The following is an 18,417-nucleotide window of genomic DNA, read 5'->3' on the forward strand; positions in this document are numbered from 1 at the left end:
GTAAATATCATTCGAATTTCTTAACTATGTTTTCCACTGTTGGTCCAGTGAAGTCCCTACAAGATAATCATCAAGGTTGTTCAAATTCAATAAGACATGTGGCTCGTTAACGGGGATATGCTCGATTGCATCATGATATTTTTGGATGACATTCCGTAATCCTTTACTTTCTTCATTCACCTTCATTAAGTCACGCTTTACGCTAACGGAAAACAAAACAGGATGACCACGTTTTTCTTGATAAACGGGAATGAGGACTTTTCTTTTTGTCTGATGGAAAGCACGTATAAGGATTCTCAGTGTCTCACTGGATACAGGTTGATCCACTGCAGATACGAGAATTCCATCTATATCATCAGCTACACATGAAACACCTTTCTGGATAGATGTACTTTTTCCGTTGGGGTAGTTTTCATTTAATACTGTAATTACATCGTAGGCTGAAATCCTTTTCTGTAACGCTTCCGCTCTATAGCCAAGTACAACAATAATTTCAGCTAGGCCAACTTCGAGCAATTGTTCAATCTGGTACTCGATTAACGTCTTTCCTTTCCAAGGAAGCAGGGCTTTTAATTCCCCCATCCGGCTGGAAAACCCAGCTGCAAGCAGAATTGCTGATACTTTCCTTGCCGTCATCCTGGCGCTCCTCCTGCTGCCAACTGTCTCCTGGCAGCAGTTTGTACTGCCTTAATGATTTTCGTATATCCTGTACAACGACAAAGATTACCGCCTAGGGCTGTCTTCACTTCATCATCTGTTGGGATATGATCGATGCTGTTTATAAAAGCTTTCGCAGAAACGATAATTCCCGGAGTGCAATATCCACATTGTGTCGCACCTTCATCGACAAAAGCCTGCTGCATGACATCCATGCCCCCGACTTGGCCGATACCTTCCACGGTTGTAATATTTGTATTCTCGGTTTGGCCGACAAGCATAAGGCAGGAACAAACGACTTCACCATCAACTTCAACTGAGCACGAACCACATTCACCTTTCCCACAGCATTCCTTTGCACCAATTAAATCCAATTCATCTCTGAGTACATCCAACAGAGTTGAAGCAGGCGGACTCTTTATGGAAACCTCCTCACCATTAACTTTTAATTGAATTTCTTTCAAGCAGTTCACCCCCTACTTTCACACTGGATTAAATTACTAAATATTACAAAAACTCATTAACTGATTCTTCCTTTATACTTTCATAATGGAAGGTACTCGCTTTAATAACCTTTTTATTGATTTGTCTGCTTCATACAAGACAATATCTTTATCCACTGTTTTCACTTCGCCTTTTTCCATAACAACTTTACCATTGATAATCGTTGTATCCACATCTGCCCTTGTAGCAGAATAAACGATTCGGGAAATCGGGTCGACATCAGATGAAGGGTACGTATGAAATTTATACAAATCCAAAATCGCTAAATCAGCTTTCTTACCAACTTCAATACTGCCTATTTCATTTTCCATCCCAACTGCTCTGGCCCCACCAATCGTTGCCATCCGGAACACCGTCCGCGCGTCCATATGCGTAGGTCCGAGATGTGGCTTTTGAATCAATGAAGCAAGCCGCATTTCATTAAACATATCCAGATTATTATTACATGGTGCTCCGTCTGCCCCCAAACTGACATTCACATCTCTGTCAAGCATATCCGGTACTTCCGCAATTCCCGATGCCAATTTTAAATTGGAGCCAGGACAATGGCTCATCTTCACGCCACGTTCTTTAATAATCCTTTTTTCTTCGTCATCCAACCACACACAATGTGCGAGAATCAGATTTTCATTTGCAAGGCCAATCTGATCCAAATAAACAACATTTCTCATTCCTCGTTGCATCTCGACTATTTGAATTTCTCCTCTATTTTCGGAAGCATGGGTATGGACTTTTACCTGATAATGCTTCGATAGATCTCGGACGGCAGTTAATAGTTCTTCCGTACAAGAAACGACGAAACGTGGACAGAAAGCGTATTGAATTCGGCCATTATCGTACTGATGCCATTTTTCAAGAAGGTCGACACTTTGCTGAATCGATTTCGTCGTATCTTCTACAAGTAAATCAGGAACGTTTTCTCCCATATCCATCATGACTTTCCCAGACAGACAACGGATCCCGCTTTCCGCCATAGCCTGAAAAGCAGCATCAGTATGATTTACCGTTTCCATATCGACAATGGTCGTTGTACCACTTTGAATCAATTCTCCAAGCCCAAGCATGGCGGAATAATAGCTGGATTCCTCATCATGGGCAGCTTCGAGCGGCCAAATTTTCTTCTGCAGCCAGTCCATTAATTCCAGATCATCAGCTTGGCCACGGAATAGCGTTTGACACAGATGGATATGGGTTTGGATGAATCCGGGAATTACTGTCTTATTCTTTGCATCAATAATTTGATCCGCGGCATAACCTAAATCACCACCGACTTGCATGATTCTGTCGTTTTCTATATACAAGTCACCTTCAAGAATTTCTTCCCCAGCATTCATCGTAATGATTTGTGCATTTTTAATTAACACACTCGCCATGGAATTCCCCCAGTTTATTTTAGTTTCACTCCTTACTTGAAATCGGTTGACCGGCAAGACGTAATGCCAATTCTTTGTAAAAAACGATGGAACGCATATATGCATAGATATCAACATATTCGTTCGGCTGATGGGCAAGCTTCTCATCACCTGGCCCATAAATCAGAGTTGGAATAAGGCTCGCTGGGTTTAATACCGCAGCATCTGTGTAATAGGAAACTCCGTGTACGGAATCCTCTTCTTTCAACTGTAACGCTGTCGTAATGAGCTTATGTGACTTTTCGGTTAGAATCGATGGACGGTCCAATAACTTCATTACAGAAAAATCCGGAGCGTCTTCACTAGAAAAGATTTCTTTTAGGTTCCGTTTGATTTCATTCAGCAACTGTTCATGTGATTGCGGAGGGATGGACCGGATATCGATTTTCATACTAGCTCGGTCCGGAATCACATTCGTTTGAACTCCACCTTGTAACATCGTTATCGCCATACTGCTTTCTCCAAGCGGTTCACTGGATATTTTCCACTTCCCCTTTAATGATTCAATCATTTCCATCACGGGCTTCATCCATTCCACAGCGTTGATCCCCCGATCAGGCATGGCTCCATGAGCCGTCTTGCCATGCAGGATGATTTCCAGCCACAATGCACCTTTATGTCCAACGACAACTTTCTCATTCGTCGGCTCCCCGATAATTAATGCCTCTACATTCTCTAAACCTTCATCTTGCAAATATTCCCGAGCACCACAGCTGTCCACCTCTTCTCCAGCCGTTGCAAGAAAAACGATATCTTTCTCCAGTTTGATTTGCTCATTAAATAAAGTTTCTACAGCAAGGAACATGGCGGAGAGGCCGCTTTTCATATCTGAAGCTCCACGGCCATATAACTTGTCACCTTCGATTTCCCCAGAATAAGGAGAATATATCCATGGTATTTCTCCCGGTAAAACAGTGTCCATATGTCCGCAAAACAGAATCTTCCCCTTGCCTTCACCTTTTAATTCGATTTGGAAATTACTTCTATTCGGCTCAATTTCCGTGATGGTATAGGGGATTCCTGTTTTTTCACATCGCTCTGCTAAAAACTTTGCAACTTCATGCTCGTTTCCAGGTGGATTGCAACTATCAATTTGAATCATTTCCTGTAAGAACTTTACAGCTTTCATTTATATTGCCTCCACAATTTGCATTTTGAGAGGAGTCACTTTCCATCCATTGACAGGGGCCATATCTTGAGAACAAGTCGAACAGGCAATGACGACTTCTTCCAATGCTTTAAATCGTACATAATCACCCGGTTTCGATAGTGGTTCATGAATCTCATAATCTCCCACGTCATCCAATACGTTGTTCATGAAAATATTTATTGGATCAGGGATCGGCTCATGATCAAGTCCATAATCTTTCAACGCATTTTTTAGATTGTCATGACAGTTCGGATGGTTTTCGTCTCCGAAATCGATTTTATAGCGGTAATAGTCACATGCGGGAAAAAAGAAATCATGTTTTCCGACTGTATCCGCAGTAAAAGTCATCAGTGGACGACGGCGATTACTATAGAGTCCATCGCCGATTTTCAACCGGATACTGCTCAGTGATGCGCGCATATGGACAGGTGACACAAACTCTTTCGGATCATTTCTATTGAAGCAGACGAAATCTCCGACTTGTTTTCCTTCCACATCAATAATGATTATTTCTTCTCCAGGCTTTAATAAAGCACTTCTCCCCTCATAAGGAGGGATAAATATCTCTTCTTTGATTCTCTGTTGTGAAGAAACCATTTTTAAACCTCCTTATTCTATGAAGACCGCAACTGCCCGAATCGGTGACCCAGTTCCCTTCCGAATTTTCAGTGGCAAGCCGAAGTATAGGAACCGTTTGCCAGCAACCTCATTTAAGTTTGCCAGATTTTCCGTATTGGAGATTCCGTATTCCCTGCAGACAAGATGACCGGAGAATTTGGGATCTTTTGGATTATCAATGGCTGGCGCATCAATTCCAATATTGACAACGCCTCGTTCCGCAAGCCATCGCGCTCCATAATAATCAAGCCCAGTGTAGCGGGTTAGCCATTCATCTGTTCCATAACTTCGGTTATAGTGCCCTGTATAGAGCAGAACAATATCACCTTTTTCCAAGACTTGCTGTGATTGTTTCAATGCCATCTCCAACTCACGAGGTGTAATATAGTCGTCTGGGGAAATATGTGATACATCTAAGCAAACAGCTGGGCCATAGAAATATTCAAGAGGCATTTCATCAATAAATTTCCCATTCGGGTCATATTCGTATGTTGCATCCGTATGAGTTGCACCGTGCTCATTGATTAATAGATTATTTGTTGCAAACTCAAAACCTACTTTTTTCATACTTTCTTCATGAGTAAGATTCGGAAATATCAATGTAGGCTGATGTAATGGGAAAACCGGCATACCCTGATAAATTTCCTGTGAGAGATCAACTAATCTAACTGCCATACTAAACCTCCTATTTTACAACAGGGGATAGAATTTCGAACTTATCGACATCAATTAACCCCATATCCGTGATTTTCCATTCCGGGCTCGTGACAAGCGACCAGAAAGATAGGTGCATAAATGGCACATGAATACTACAACCTAATTCGTCCTTAGCAAGTCGCGTAAGCTCTGCTATCTTTTCACTGACCTCTTTACCGCTTAGCTCATCCGTAATCAAACCGCCTACCCTGAGCGGCAGATCACCAACAACTTTGCCATCTTTAATCATGGCAATACCGCCATCCATCGCAATGACGCGATTTACTGCAGTAACCATATCTTCATAATTCGTCCCGGTCACAATTATATTATGGGTATCATGAGCAACACTTTCGGCAATCGCGCCGCTTTGCAGTTTAAATCCGTTCAAAAACGCCTTTCCAATATTACCTGTTCTTCCATGTCTTTCCACAACTAGAACTGGCAGGACATCCTGCTGCAAGCATGGTTGGACTACTCCGTTGGATACATTTAAATCAAATTCATCGGCACCTGTCAGATTTTGATCCGGAATAGCGACAATTGCACGTACACGGGCACGGCTGCCGCTCGCTTGGATATGCAAGTCTTCCAACCGTACAGGGCCTCGCTTAACAGATTTCTTCACACTTTCAGGATACGTATATGTTCCTAGCTCTATCGTCAGTTCGCCTTTTTCAGCTGCCAAGACTCCGTTCAAATACACTTGATGAATCGTCATCTCGTTCAAATCATCAATTACCGCAATATTTGCCCGTTTTCCTGGAGCTAAAAGACCGACATCCTTGAATCCAAAATGTGTTGCAGGATTGATGGTAGCCATTTGGATAGCTTCCACCGGGTCAATGCCTTGAGCAATCGTACGTCTGACAATATCGTTCATATGTCCATCTTTCAATAAATCTTCCGGTACCATATCATCCGATACAAGAATCGCACGTCTGGAATCCATTCCTTCTTCCGTGATAGCTCGGATACATTCCGCCATATTCCTTTGGGAAGAGCCTTCGCGCATGAACACACTAATTCCATAACGCAGCTTTTCCATCATTTCTTCCTTAGTCGTCGTCTCATGACAGGAAACATGGGTGCCGCCGCTAATAATATGGGCTGCCAATTCTTTTCCAAATAATCCAGGAGCATTCCCTTCGACCGTTTTTCCAATACTGTTCGCATAGGAAACAGCTGCAACTAAATCATCTATCAATTCCGGTGCATTTTCATAAACCGGCTGGATATTACTAAAGCTCTGAATCTCACCAATGCCCTGAACATATGGATCGTTAAGCAGTTCTGCCATATGTTTACTATTGACCTCAAAACCTGCTGTTTCAAGTCCCGGAGCATCCGGTACTGCCGCAGGAACAGTAAAATAAATTTGATTCGGCAATGTTTTCGCTTCCTTAATCATTTCTTGCATGCCATGGACTCCAAGCACGTTGCCAATTTCATGCGGGTCAGCGACAATTGTAGTCGTCCCTGTTGGAATCGATAACCGGGAAAATTCTGTACATGTCAACATCGCACTTTCAAAATGCATATGTGAATCAATAAATCCAGGAGATATAAACTTCCCCCTCACATCAACAACCTTCGTCCGGCTGCCGATTAATTCGCTCGCATCACCAACCATCAAAATATGTTCACCTTTTATCGCAACGTCGGCTTCATAAATTTCTCTCGTAATCGTGTTGATGACAAAACCATCTTTTAAAACGAGGTCGGCAAATTGATTGGAATCAAGCAACACGTCGATAAGCTTTCTCCATTGGATAGCTTGTTTGATGTTTTCTGCCTGCATACGTGATCACCACCCCTAATATCATTCTAAATTGTCGATGATACCGACAATCGCAGCATCTACCGGAGAATTTTTATTTTTGACCGCTCGTGAAGCCATACTGCCCTTCACATAAATCACCCTTTCGCCAATACCTGCACCGACGGTATCCACTGTTATGATTGGCTGAGAGTCGAGGGGATTTCCATCTAATCCGATAGATTGCGTGATTAATAACTTGGTACCTACTAAATTTTCATCTTTTCTCGTTGCAGTCACTCGACCGACTACAATTCCCATCTCCATCCCATCATCTCCCTTCCTTCTCACCAATTTCCATATGGTATTCCCGGGCAGTATCACGTGCCAGCGGTGTAATGATCGTTCCTTTATCCACTTCAATATAGCGTTTTCCATCTTTTGCATAGTTCAAAATGGTATCTGCTGTTATTACTGGATTTACTCCTTTTTCAGTTCTATTCAAGAAATGTTGGAGCAAATCTTCCTCTTTTTCTATGAGTCGGATTCCTAATCCTCTGACTTTCTGTAATTGTTGTTTCATTTCTCTTTTCAAATAAGCATTCCCATGATGCAAATCGGCTTCCTGCCAAACAGGATGATACGGGTCGGCACCTTGGGAAAATGCAGTGACACTTCTTCCCTTCATCAGTGCCCATAACAATAACCTGATCGAAGTCCGGGCATCATTAAAAGAAACGAGATCCGAAACGGCCGAAAATGGCAGGTTCGGTATATAAAAATGTTCAAATTGTTCTTTATGTTTTTCGGCATTCTGCAATGTTATCCAATCATCTATCCTTGTCTGACGGGCGAGCTCCGTCACATCATAGAGTTCAAGAAGATGTTCAGCCGGACAGATTCGAATTCTGATTCCATGCTGATGAAAATCTATTAACTCCTTAAAATCCCTTTGCAGTTCGTTCATATGATGGAAAAGCAGCACTAGCATGGTTGAACGATGAGCTTGTTCCGTTCGTACATTTCTTATAAATAGTTCACGCAAAGTTGCGTCAACTACCGAACTTCGCTGCCTGCTGTGCAAACTTATTCACCTTTCAGTAATGCACGCTCAACTTCACTATGTGGCCGCGGAATGACATGAACGCTGATCAGTTCTCCAACCCTGCTTGCTGCGTCTGCACCGGCATCTGTCGCAGCCTTCACTGCACCTACATCTCCACGGACCATGACGGTCACCAGTCCAAACCCAATCTTTTCATAGCCGCAAATCTCAACATTTGCCGCTTTTACCATCGCATCTGCCGCCTCTATTGCACCTACAAGCCCTTTTGTTTCAACTAACCCTAAAGCTTCTCCACCCATTTGGAAAACCTCCTCTTATTGTAAAAAGCGTTTTTAATCTTTATTCTCATCTTTTTTATTTTTTTTAGTTCTTGGGGATGAAGTTAAATCTGATTGATTTTTTGTTCCATCATTAGCTTTCTTCTTTGTTACTCGTTTTGGCTTCACCGGTTCTGGCTCATTTTTCAACATGAATTTGCTCAACAGCTTGGCATTCACGTCATGATGTGTTCTTGCAATCACTTCTGTTGAAACGATGACTCCTACCTTTTCTGCTTGTTTCTTACCTGCTTCAACTGCTGAAGTGACTGCTGCCACATCTCCAGAAAGATGTACGGTTACACCAACATAGCCTTTTACACCTATTATTTTTTCCAGTCCGATAATCTCCACATCCGCAGCCTTTACAGCGGCATCAGCGGCCGATACCGCTGTCGTATAACCTACTGTCTCTATTAAACCCAAGGCCATCAATTACTTCATCCTCCTCTCCTATCCAAACTTATTAATCTGGCAGCCTCTCTTTTCAACTCATCTATTAGACTGGAAACAAAGTCATACTTACCAGATAACAATAAATAATTTTGTTGGATCTCAAAGTTAAAATCCTTCCCATCATGACGTTTCAACAAGGTATCCATCAGTACAATGCTTGTGTAATAGGGTATCCCTTCCAGGACAGCAATACTTTCCACAGATTTGCCAATATCTAAATGGCCAGCAAGCCATCTATCAGGGGATGACAAGGTATAGGCTTCGAAAGCTTTGAGGGAACGGCGATTCAGTTGTTGATATAGATCAAACATGACTTGCTCTAATCTACCTGTATTTTCATCATAAAGTTCCGCCGTGAAAGCTGATATAGCATCTTTCGTCCAAGACACACTGAATTTCATGCCTTGATTGTTACGGATCACTTCATTGATCATCAGCAGCTGACTCGGCAAACACTCTGTCATACTCACTACACCAACCGCCTCATTATTAAGCATTCGACCGAAGCTGCTTCTTAGTCCTGTCACCAACTGCGGGAAAAACCATACAGTACCACCATTTCTCGTCTTTCCGATGATTTTTGATGCATTCGATGAATCATTGCCTGTAAAGGAGTTTTGGTTCGGTACCTTACCTTGTGCAAGTGCCAGGGAACGCAAGGCAGATATTGATTCTTCATTGAACTGTCTCGGCTGGAGCGATGGCCGATTTTGTTTCTCTTTAGGTTTTGAGGCCATGGTGGGAGATTTCGGATTCTTTTGTTTGAAACCAAGCCGCTCCTCTTTATGCATCCGCTGGTAATTCGGCCGCTTAATATGTGCAAGAGCAGGATTTTCAGTTATTTTATTCGGTTGCTCGACCTTTCTGGAGACAATTGTTTTATTTCCTTGTAAAATCTCCTGGACGACTTGTTTCATGACATCGGACAATTAACTTCACCTCACATTCCAATTAATCTGGAGTGGCCGGCATCCTTTTAGCAGTTCAGAGAATCTTCTTCAATTCCGAATGTGGACGTGGGATGACATTAAAAGAAATTAATTCTCCACCTGCTAATTCTGGAGCCAACCTGCCTACTTCTACTGCAGCACTCACATCGGCAACATCACCTTCAATAACTACGGTGATTAAACCGGATCCTACTCTTTTCATATCGACTAAAGTGATGTTGGCCGCTTTTGCCATCGAATCCAATGCTTCTACTGCTGCTGTAAGTCCTCTTGTTTCAACTAATCCAATTGCACTCAAACTGTCTCTCCCCCTTTATGCACGAACTGACTATAGATAATCCTGCAAATTAATATGGTCGTATGGCTCTGGGACAGATGTTCTTCTGAATAATTCTTTCTCAGACAGAGGGTACGTCGCGTCTATCCCCATCTTCGCAGACACGCCTCGTAAATTATGGGACGATTCCAAGGGTGAACCTTTTGCACCTGGTATGATGAAGACATCTTGATCTGCTTGACACCTTGTAGCAATCGCCCATTCGACATCTTCAGGATTAAATACATCCACATCATCATCCACAACAACGACATGCTTCAAATCTTTATCACTGGCAAAGGCTGCAAGCGCTGCTTGTTTTGCATCACCTTCCGACCTCTTTTCAATCTGAATGACGGCATGCAACCGTGCAGCTGCGGCCTTTGTAACATGAACGGCTTTCACATTGCGGACGACTTGTCTTACCGTGCTGAATAGAGTCATCTCTCTGACGAGGCACATAGATAATTTTTCTTCAGAACTTGATGGAAAAATCGTTTGCATGATTGGATTATTCCGGTACGTCACTGCTGTCATCTCCACAATTGGTTCACGTCCATGTCCCCCGTAATATCCGCCGAGTTCACCGAATGCTCCCTCCTGATCTCGTTCATGTGGAAGAATTCTTCCCTCCATCACAATTTCCGCTTCTGCAAGAACCTCAAGATCCACCGTTTTCGCTTTGACAACATCAAGTGGATTACCAAGCAGGGCACCTGCAACATTCAATTTATCTGCATGAAAGAGGTGGGTACTAAACTGGGAGGCAAGTATGACAGCTGGAACAACCCCGAACATAACAGCGACTTCCAACGGTTCCCCTCTCTCCTCCAAGTAAGCATACTGTTCAGCAAGCTCTGGGGAGGTGATCACAATATTCGTCCGATTACCACCAATAAACTTCATTCGACGAATTGAGGTGTATCGCTTTTTCCCATCGAGATCCTTTACAACTAAAATTCCGGAAACATAATATGGCCCATCATCCTCTGCATGAAATGTCGGAATCGGAAAGAGTTCACCTAAATTAAATGGAGGCGTTATCACATTTTCTTGTACCGGAGCCTGTGTAACAAGATTGGTGGGGAGTGGATTGATGATGGAATTGACCATGTTTGGCAGTAATTCCGATTCCTCCAACCCCATACTATCCGCCATCAATTTCCGGCTGCCTCCGAGTCCTCCGACTACCGGGACGGAATAACCTTTCACCTTCTCAAACCACAAAGGCCGTTCCCCCTTTAATGCACGGAGAACTGCACCTAGTTCATACTCTGGGCTTACTTCCCGTTTCACACGGGAGAGGTGTCCGCGCTTCTCCCAATCAGCAAGTAAATCTCTCATATTTAGGGGATTCATTCTTTCTCCCCCCATCTTTCCATTAATTCATGTTCAATCCGAAGTTCGTCCAATATCCGGGCAACGACAAAATTGACCAACTCCCAAATTTCTGTCGGCTGATGATAAAAACCAGGACTTGCCGGTAAAATCGATACACCTGCTTCCGCCAAGGTCATCATATTCCTCAAATGTATGACGTTGAACGGAGCTTCCCTCGGCACGACTACGAAATTCCTTCTTTCTTTCATCACCACACCGGCTGCCCGGCTTACAAGAGAATCACCGACTCCATTGGCGATGGCACCAAGTGTATTCATCGAACAAGGTACAATGACCATGCCATCGGTTTGGAATGAGCCACTTGCAATCGCAGCAAATAAGTTTTTATTATGATAAATAATTGCATACTCCTTCAAATCCTCTATATCTACGCCACATTCAAATTGCATCACCTTTACTCCCATTTCGGTTGCAACTAAATGGACTTCAATTCCCATTTGATGAAGCGCGCGGATCAATGTGTAAGCATAGATTGATCCGCTTGCTCCTGTAATGCCGACGACGATTCTCATCTTACGGCTCATAAAGTCACCTTATATCGTTTGCTGACTTTGGGAGAATTTTTGCTTCGCAGCTTTCATATATTCATCGGTCGTCAAAATCTCTCCGAATAAATCCATATCGCGGAGACCCGCAATATGCATATCTTCATCTTTGGATGCAGTTGCATCGGATAAAGCGATGACGTTATAGCCGTGATAGAGAGCATCAGAAGCCGTACTTCTCACACATACATTCGTCCATACCCCTGTAAGCACAACCGTATCAATCGACTCTTCCCTCAAAAATAAATCGAAGTCGGTATAGCTGAATGCACTATGTCTGCGCTTCTGTACGACATAATCACCTTTATCCTCTTCCGGCTGAAGTTCTGGAATAAACTGTGAGCCCCATGTACCTTTAATCGCATGTACTGGTCTTACTCTGAAATCCGCATCATTTTTTCGGTGTGCTTCTTGAACATGGATAACCTGAATATTATTCTCATGGCAAAAATCAATTGCTTCCCTAATTTTAGGGACAATTTTTTCTCCATCTGGGCACCGTAGCGTTGCATTTTCACCAATAAAATCATTCAGCATATCGATAATCACTAGCGCATGTTTTTTACCTTTCAATTCTGCCAAGTCAACCCACCCTTTCCTAATTACTTACTAACGCTTTCTCTATTCTATGCTTCTCTTCCAGCTCTTTTGCAGATTCTTCATAAACCTCATATTTAATCTCGCGATCTAATCTCTGGATACTTTGACGTTTCACATATTCACCGTAACCCGCTTTTCCGACGATGCCGCCATTGTCTTCATCATAAATAACTTTGCCACGGACAATCGTTTGGATCGGTTTTCCTTTTAATTTCATACCATGGAGCGGATTGTATTTTGCCATGGATTCCGTCTTTTGTTCGTCAATCGTATACTCACGTTCGAGATCGATTACAGTGAAGTCCGCGTCACTGCCAAGTTCAATTGCACCCTTTTTCGGATAAATTCCATAATGGATTGCAGCATTTCTGCTCGTCACCTCTACAAAGCGGGAGAGGGACAAACGGCCTTTATTGAAACCTTCACTAACAAGGATTGGTACCATTGTCTCGACTCCAGGAATGCCCGGGAAACTGTTCCAAATCGTTGAATCTGCTGCAGCTTTTTCTGTTGCAATTTCATAAGGGGCATGGTCTGTTCCGACGAAATCAATCGTACCGTCAGCAAGCGCCTGCCAGTGAACGATATTATCTTCTTTTTCACGGAGAGGTGGTGCAATTTTCGCAAAGGTACCCCGCTCCGACATGGAATCTTGCGCATTCAGTACAAGATAATGCGGACACGTTTCTGCAGTCACTTTAACGCCACGTAATTTCGCCTCGCGAACGAGTTGCACCCCTTCCTTCGTACTCATATGAACGATATGGACACGTGCACCCGTTGCTTCCGCATAGCTGATGACGAGCTGGATTGCCACTTTTTCCGCCAGTGACATTCTTGCTTCCGCCCAAGCTGGACCATCCAATCTGCCTTCACTTTTCAATTTTTCTGTGTAGAACGTACAAATGTCATAATTCTCAGCGTGTACCCCAATCGGTAATCCTGTTGGTGCAATTTTACGGAAAATCTCCAACATTTCCCCATCAGTAACTTTTGGAAATGTCGGCACAGACGGTGTCATATAAACTTTAAATGCAACGACACCTTCTTCAATTTGCGGATAAATATTATCGAGCCAGCCTTCCCGTACATCTTCACCAGTCATGCCGCCCCAGAAACAGTAATCAATATAAGCCTGATCTCTTAGCGGCTCAATTTTTTTATAAAAACTTTCCCTATCTCTTACAGAAGGTTTACTACAGCACGGCATGTCAATATGGGTCGTTACTCCCCCTGCAGCAGCAGACCTAGTGCCTGTCGTAAATGTCTCGCGGTGGGTAAAACCAGGATCCATAAAATGTGTATGTGGGTCGATACATCCAGGTACGACGAGATTTTCTTTTATATCAATGGTTTCCTTCGCCTTCAGCGTACTCACATCGTTCGTGAAGCCTACTATCTTTCCATCATTTACGAGTATATTTGTTTTTACTTTTCGGTCTCCTTGAGGTATAAGTGCATTCGTTAAAATTAAATCCATTAAATTCTCCCCTTTTTACTAGAATAGTAGTTTAAATAAATATCAAAACTTCCAATTAGTTCTAGTTTCCGACATCCCTCCCTTCTCTAATATTTTTTCAATATAAAAAACCGCAGACCTAAAACAATCCCAAAAGGAATTATTTTAAATCTGCGGTTCAACAACTTCCGTATAACAGAAATTTCATGAAACCGCTTTATTAGGTGCTGGAACAATAACGACCTGCGCTAATGTTCCTAAGCAATAAAGGCAGTCTTATATTTGATAATTTCTTATTTTCGTTGGTTAATCATTAGAATAATAAACCTTTTCCATAATGTCAAGCCGTATTCTGATTTTTGGTACTAATACATATATTTTAACTCTTGCAACAACATGTCAATTCGCTTTTCTATCAATTATTTTTTCTTGATCAGTCATCTGTCCCTGTTGTACAAGCCTTGATTTCGACATAATCAAGAAGTATATCCCAATCAGAACATAACCGACGCTATATTCAAAAGATGCATTAAAGGCAACTGCAGAGGCATGAATAATACCAAAGAACGATAATACCGCACCCGCGAATGAAAAGAGAGATGCCTTCTTAAAATCATGATCAATCACACATACTACAATGGCACCTAAAATGATAGCCGATATTAAAGCCCCCTGCCCCAATGGAACAATTGCTGGTGAGATATTGCTGACCACTTCCCCTGCCTCGTTATTAAATCTTGTCATCAAGTAGTTGGAGAAATACGGAATCATGGCAATTGCAATTGCCGGATAATATTTACTATGTGAGGTCTGATAAGCCGTTGCAATCAAGGAAACCCCGACAAACACCATAATCGGTGCGATGGCAGCAAGCGGGATAATCGAAGAAACAACAGCGATCAAACCGAACATCGCTGCAAACATATACACAATTCCATTCAATATACTATAACCTCTTCCCGCACCCATCCATTTGGAGCCTGTAGATGCAAGATAGACAGTCGTTGGAAATGCTCCGCCAAATATTGGTCCGATCATTGTTCCAACGCCATCAGCAATCATACTTTCCTTAATATCATATTTATCTCCAAGTGCTCCAACAGCTTCTACATTGTTCATCGTTTCGATTGCATTATAAATAGTTATTGGAAGCACTACAGCAAAAATAGATACCGAAGTTCCGAACAGGAGTCCCATTCCCTCAATGGTAGCTAATGTCGGCAAGAATGGGAAAAAGCCAAATTGAGAAAGTCCCTCAGATATTCCGTCCAACTTTTCATATCCAAAGAGATAAGCTAACACCGTACCAATAATTACTGCAAATAATGAAGCTGGAATCTTGAACGGCATCGCAATCTTGCCAATGATCCCAACGATAATGATGGCTAATACAACAAGGCCGACAACAGGAATTTGCAGCGTATTGAACATCATTTCACCAGCGATAAACGTTAGAGCCAACCCCGCTAACGCACCAAGCATAGCTGCCCTTGGTATATTCCGGTGTAACCATTTACCGATAAACCCCATACTCGCTTCAATAATTCCCGCTATGAAACAGGCAGCTACAGAGATTTTCCATGCGGTCTCCGGATTATTCGTAAACGCCAATGCCGGTGCCATCACCCCGAATAAAAATACAAACATCGCAGGCGTACTGATCCCGTAAGACAATGCTGTGACGTCGGTACGCTGTTCTTTGACAGCTAGTTTTTTGGCCATATGGGCGTAATACAAATTACCAAATAATACAGCTACCGCCGCTCCCGGAATCACACGGCCAAATACTATATCTGCAGGGTAGCCCATTCCAAGCATTGCCACAGAAATGATGACAAAGTTTGCAAGATTGTTTTGAAATAATGCAAAGAAAGCATCGATATCTTCTTTCTTAAACAATGGGTAATGAAAAGTATTATTATTCATTTCTCCCAACTCCCTATTCTTTGTTTAAAACATAGCAGTGCTTACAATAAAATCATCTGCTCCCCCTTTGAATTATTTTCAAATGTTCACTAGATCGCCCCCTCCTCAAATAATCTTTCCAAATGTTTTTTCTATCTCGGTATGCCATCTGTCAAAGAGCCCAAAAAAACCGCAGACTTAGATTTAATCTAAATCTGCGGTTCAAGCAGCCTCCGTAAAACAGAGACTACATGTAACCGCTTCAAAAACAACTAGGAACAATAGACGAAAATACGTGTAATGCTCCTCGAAGATTATTGAAGTTAGATGAATAGGTTGTTTAATCATATGAAGATGTCCCATTGAACATGCCAACATTCTTTGGTTGAGATTTTATAATAAGAGGAGTAAATATTAGGAAAAACTTGAGTATAAACCGTTCACAGCTTCTAGCTCTCCAGTGTAAAGCTTTCTTTATCAAAGATAATCACACTACATGCATGGTTAGTTTCGGAATCATAATCTTTTAGGACGGCTACTACAGGATGTCCAGTCACTTCTTCGATTTCTTGTTTCAATTTAACTTTAAATTCAGCGATGAGGGCTGCATCTGCATACATTGTTAGTTCTTTATAATTTTTATTTAACACGTGAAAGGCAGCGACTCTTTTCTGTTGGGCAAAAATGATGATTCTATCATCAAAGATTTGAATCCGTTGACTCACTACACCTGTCGCATAAAACTCCTGATTGATCTTATTATAGATTTGAGCAATCGTTTTCTTTAGTAAGCGACTTTCAGCTTTGGTTAAAATAGTGTTCATAGTATCAGCCTCCTACCTGTCATTTTTTGTAATTTCATTTTGAAGATGTTTTGTATGTAAGTATTAAAATTAAGGTTATACGTAAGAAGTGTTGTTGTTGCTTTTCAATAATAGTGGCGTTATACTTTCTAGCATTATTGCTTGTACCATTTCGTAAGAGTCATTTGATTGAAGCCCAGTATTACCCACCATAGTACCATAGCAACCCCACGTTGTAAACAAGTTTTCTATATATTCTACAGATTTTGAATATTGTTTTAGTTTGTCGGTACCTGGTTTCTCTTGCGATATTTCCGTAAAGTTAAACTGATTTTGTCGTGGAGCTATCCAATAAAATTCGACATACTTCACATTAGTTCAACAGCACAAAAAACCTGATCCATAAGCTGCAAGAAAAATCAGCTTCATGGTTCAGGTTTTCTTCGATATCTACCTTATCCCAACAGTTTCATCACCGTATAAACGAACATATTAACAGAGTTTGTTAACGCATCTTCATCTATATTGAACCGTGAATGATGATGCGGGTAATCCGTTTCCTTACCTTTATTTCCGATGCCAGTGAAAAAGTAAACACCCGGTGCTTTTGTCAGATATCCGGAGAAATCTTCAGCACCCATATTTGGCTTCATAGGAACAACGGCCTCCTGGCCAAACAAGCTTTGTGCCGACTCCTCTATGATGGCGGCTAGTTTTTCATCATTAACGACTGGATCAGGCCCTTCTCGATATTCAAAAGAATAGGCGGCTCCATGGGCTTCTGTTATCCCTTTGATGATTTGCTCCATTCTTGTCTTAGCCAGGTCCCTATTTTCTTCAGTAAAAAGGCGGACAGTCCCAGCAATTTCTACTGAACCAGGCAAGACATTCATCGCTGTCCCACCGTGTATCTTTGTAACGGAGACGACTAAACTTTCAATTGGGTCTGCATTTCGGGATACGATCTGCTGCAAATTCGTCACCACTTGTGATGCAATCGTTATGGCATCTACCGCTTGATGTGGTAAACCTGCATGACCAGCGTTACCTTCAACAGTAATATAAAATGTATCGGCCGCTGCCATTACAGGGCCAGCTGCAATACCGATTTTTCCTGTTTCCAATGGTGACCATAGGTGATTCCCGATAACCAAGTCCACTCCATCCATCACACCTGCTTCAACCATTTCTAAAGCACCACCAGGGAAAACCTCTTCCGCATGTTGAAATAGGAAACGCACTTCTCCACATATTTCATTCTTTTTCGAAGCGAGTATTTTGGCAACACCTAACAACACTGCAGCATGCCCATCATGCCCACAAGCATGCATTTTTCCAGGATGTTTCGATGCATATGGCAATACGTTTTCTTCCTGAACTGGTAATGCATCAATATCTGCACGTAATGCGATTGTCTTACCTTCACCAGTTCCAACTAAACGTGCCATTACACTTGTTTTAGTAGGACGGGTTACTTCCAAACCATCAAAATTGTTTAGCGTATCGTATATAAATTGTGAAGTCTCCACTTCTTCATAAGCTACTTCCGGATGTTGATGAAAATGACGTCTCCAAGCGATAACTTCCTCTTGTATTTCTGCAGTCATATTTTTTATTTCTGCTATGTTCATTTCGTTTCCTCCTTTGAAGATCATTTAACGGTAATAAGCAGAGTCCATTCTATAATGAATTAGTATACCATTAATTTTGCTGAAAAATTAAAAGATACACCCAATAGCTAAGATTATTATTGTTTTTTTCTAAATTTAATGGTAAATTCAATAGAAATAAACGAATAAAAGG

General features: G+C 41.9%; 20 protein-coding genes. All 20 read right to left on the bottom strand.

The genetic code is table 11. The features are described from left to right. Nucleotides 1–24: 24 nt before the first annotated feature. The 20 genes from ACFSBH_RS21125 to ACFSBH_RS21220 all read right to left on the bottom strand — a co-directional run bounded on the left by ACFSBH_RS21125 (nt 25) and on the right by ACFSBH_RS21220 (nt 18,245). Nucleotides 25–636, bottom strand: a complete 612-nt coding sequence (locus tag ACFSBH_RS21125; RefSeq protein WP_379599624.1) for a nucleotidyltransferase family protein — start codon at nt 634–636, stop codon at nt 25–27. Next, a complete protein-coding gene (locus ACFSBH_RS21130) occupies nt 633–1,121 on the bottom strand; it encodes a (2Fe-2S)-binding protein (protein ID WP_251512271.1) in 489 nt (162 codons plus the stop codon). The genes ACFSBH_RS21125 and ACFSBH_RS21130 overlap by 4 nt, the downstream gene beginning before the upstream one ends. Before the next feature lie 72 nt (nt 1,122–1,193). Beyond that, nucleotides 1,194–2,534 (bottom strand): 5'-deoxyadenosine deaminase, encoded by a 1,341-nt coding sequence (locus ACFSBH_RS21135; protein WP_379599626.1) that lies wholly within the window; start codon nt 2,532–2,534, stop codon nt 1,194–1,196. A 25-nt stretch (nt 2,535–2,559) separates the two neighbouring features. After that, nucleotides 2,560–3,702, bottom strand: a complete 1,143-nt coding sequence (locus ACFSBH_RS21140; RefSeq protein WP_379599628.1) for a M20 family metallopeptidase — start codon at nt 3,700–3,702, stop codon at nt 2,560–2,562. Beyond that, complete coding sequence (locus ACFSBH_RS21145; protein WP_251512274.1) at nt 3,703–4,320, bottom strand: DUF1989 domain-containing protein; 618 nt, start codon at nt 4,318–4,320, stop codon at nt 3,703–3,705. A gap of 12 nt (nt 4,321–4,332) precedes the next feature. Next, a complete protein-coding gene (locus tag ACFSBH_RS21150) occupies nt 4,333–5,016 on the bottom strand; it encodes a cyclase family protein (RefSeq protein WP_251512275.1) in 684 nt (227 codons plus the stop codon). A gap of 10 nt (nt 5,017–5,026) precedes the next feature. Further along, on the bottom strand, nt 5,027–6,838 hold the full coding sequence (gene ade / locus ACFSBH_RS21155; protein WP_379599631.1) for an adenine deaminase: 1,812 nt from the start codon (nt 6,836–6,838) through the stop codon (nt 5,027–5,029). A gap of 21 nt (nt 6,839–6,859) precedes the next feature. After that, a complete protein-coding gene (locus ACFSBH_RS21160) occupies nt 6,860–7,123 on the bottom strand; it encodes a EutN/CcmL family microcompartment protein (protein ID WP_251512277.1) in 264 nt (87 codons plus the stop codon). Nucleotides 7,124–7,127: 4 nt separating this feature from the next. Beyond that, entirely contained in the window at nt 7,128–7,880 is a 753-nt protein-coding gene (locus tag ACFSBH_RS21165) for a hypothetical protein (protein ID WP_379599633.1), read from the bottom strand. A gap of 2 nt (nt 7,881–7,882) precedes the next feature. Continuing rightward, nucleotides 7,883–8,161 (bottom strand): BMC domain-containing protein, encoded by a 279-nt coding sequence (locus ACFSBH_RS21170; RefSeq protein WP_251512279.1) that lies wholly within the window; start codon nt 8,159–8,161, stop codon nt 7,883–7,885. Nucleotides 8,162–8,194: 33 nt separating this feature from the next. Then, entirely contained in the window at nt 8,195–8,611 is a 417-nt protein-coding gene (locus ACFSBH_RS21410) for a BMC domain-containing protein (RefSeq protein ID WP_465264483.1), read from the bottom strand. A gap of 8 nt (nt 8,612–8,619) precedes the next feature. After that, entirely contained in the window at nt 8,620–9,564 is a 945-nt protein-coding gene (locus tag ACFSBH_RS21180) for a hypothetical protein (RefSeq protein WP_379599635.1), read from the bottom strand. Between the two features lie 55 nt (nt 9,565–9,619). Beyond that, entirely contained in the window at nt 9,620–9,883 is a 264-nt protein-coding gene (locus ACFSBH_RS21185; protein ID WP_251512281.1) for a BMC domain-containing protein, read from the bottom strand. Between the two features lie 30 nt (nt 9,884–9,913). Further along, on the bottom strand, nt 9,914–11,260 hold the full coding sequence (locus ACFSBH_RS21190; protein ID WP_251512282.1) for a UbiD family decarboxylase: 1,347 nt from the start codon (nt 11,258–11,260) through the stop codon (nt 9,914–9,916). Beyond that, complete coding sequence (locus ACFSBH_RS21195) at nt 11,257–11,826, bottom strand: UbiX family flavin prenyltransferase (protein WP_251512283.1); 570 nt, start codon at nt 11,824–11,826, stop codon at nt 11,257–11,259. Before ACFSBH_RS21195 ends, ACFSBH_RS21190 begins: the two co-directional genes overlap by 4 nt. Nucleotides 11,827–11,835: 9 nt before the next feature. Continuing rightward, nucleotides 11,836–12,429 (bottom strand): cysteine hydrolase family protein, encoded by a 594-nt coding sequence (locus ACFSBH_RS21200; protein ID WP_251512284.1) that lies wholly within the window; start codon nt 12,427–12,429, stop codon nt 11,836–11,838. A 16-nt stretch (nt 12,430–12,445) separates the two neighbouring features. Continuing rightward, complete coding sequence (gene allB / locus ACFSBH_RS21205) at nt 12,446–13,927, bottom strand: allantoinase AllB (protein WP_251512285.1); 1,482 nt, start codon at nt 13,925–13,927, stop codon at nt 12,446–12,448. 378 nt (nt 13,928–14,305) lie between these two features. After that, nucleotides 14,306–15,832 carry an NCS2 family permease gene (locus ACFSBH_RS21210; RefSeq protein ID WP_379599639.1) on the bottom strand — a complete coding sequence of 509 codons (1,527 nt, stop codon included), beginning with the start codon at nt 15,830–15,832 and terminating at the stop codon, nt 14,306–14,308. Between the two features lie 428 nt (nt 15,833–16,260). Continuing rightward, on the bottom strand, nt 16,261–16,635 hold the full coding sequence (locus ACFSBH_RS21215) for a Na-translocating system protein MpsC family protein (protein ID WP_251512287.1): 375 nt from the start codon (nt 16,633–16,635) through the stop codon (nt 16,261–16,263). A gap of 434 nt (nt 16,636–17,069) precedes the next feature. After that, on the bottom strand, nt 17,070–18,245 hold the full coding sequence (locus ACFSBH_RS21220) for a M20 metallopeptidase family protein (RefSeq protein ID WP_379599641.1): 1,176 nt from the start codon (nt 18,243–18,245) through the stop codon (nt 17,070–17,072). Between the last annotated feature and the right edge of the window lie 172 nt (nt 18,246–18,417).

The organism is Oceanobacillus luteolus, from assembly GCF_042678205.1.
Lineage (GTDB): Bacteria > Bacillota > Bacilli > Bacillales > Amphibacillaceae > Oceanobacillus > Oceanobacillus luteolus.

Excerpts from the sequence above, each read along its gene's own strand:
- ACFSBH_RS21195 (WP_251512283.1), bottom strand. The coding sequence starts at position 11,826 with ATGAGCCGTAAGATGAGAATCGTCGTCGGCATTACAGGAGCAAGCGGA.
- ACFSBH_RS21170 (WP_251512279.1), bottom strand. The coding sequence starts at position 8,161 with ATGGGTGGAGAAGCTTTAGGGTTAGTTGAAACAAAAGGGCTTGTAGGT.
- allB (WP_251512285.1), bottom strand. The coding sequence starts at position 13,927 with ATGGATTTAATTTTAACGAATGCACTTATACCTCAAGGAGACCGAAAA.
- ACFSBH_RS21160 (WP_251512277.1), bottom strand. The coding sequence starts at position 7,123 with ATGGAGATGGGAATTGTAGTCGGTCGAGTGACTGCAACGAGAAAAGAT.
- ACFSBH_RS21410 (WP_465264483.1), bottom strand. The coding sequence starts at position 8,611 with ATGGCCTTGGGTTTAATAGAGACAGTAGGTTATACGACAGCGGTATCG.
- ACFSBH_RS21135 (WP_379599626.1), bottom strand. The coding sequence starts at position 2,534 with ATGGCGAGTGTGTTAATTAAAAATGCACAAATCATTACGATGAATGCT.
- ACFSBH_RS21150 (WP_251512275.1), bottom strand. The coding sequence starts at position 5,016 with ATGGCAGTTAGATTAGTTGATCTCTCACAGGAAATTTATCAGGGTATG.
- ACFSBH_RS21215 (WP_251512287.1), bottom strand. The coding sequence starts at position 16,635 with ATGAACACTATTTTAACCAAAGCTGAAAGTCGCTTACTAAAGAAAACG.
- ACFSBH_RS21145 (WP_251512274.1), bottom strand. The coding sequence starts at position 4,320 with ATGGTTTCTTCACAACAGAGAATCAAAGAAGAGATATTTATCCCTCCT.
- ACFSBH_RS21140 (WP_379599628.1), bottom strand. The coding sequence starts at position 3,702 with ATGAAAGCTGTAAAGTTCTTACAGGAAATGATTCAAATTGATAGTTGC.
- ade (WP_379599631.1), bottom strand. The coding sequence starts at position 6,838 with ATGCAGGCAGAAAACATCAAACAAGCTATCCAATGGAGAAAGCTTATC.
- ACFSBH_RS21220 (WP_379599641.1), bottom strand. The coding sequence starts at position 18,245 with ATGAACATAGCAGAAATAAAAAATATGACTGCAGAAATACAAGAGGAA.
- ACFSBH_RS21190 (WP_251512282.1), bottom strand. The coding sequence starts at position 11,260 with ATGAATCCCCTAAATATGAGAGATTTACTTGCTGATTGGGAGAAGCGC.
- ACFSBH_RS21210 (WP_379599639.1), bottom strand. The coding sequence starts at position 15,832 with ATGAATAATAATACTTTTCATTACCCATTGTTTAAGAAAGAAGATATC.
- ACFSBH_RS21125 (WP_379599624.1), bottom strand. The coding sequence starts at position 636 with ATGACGGCAAGGAAAGTATCAGCAATTCTGCTTGCAGCTGGGTTTTCC.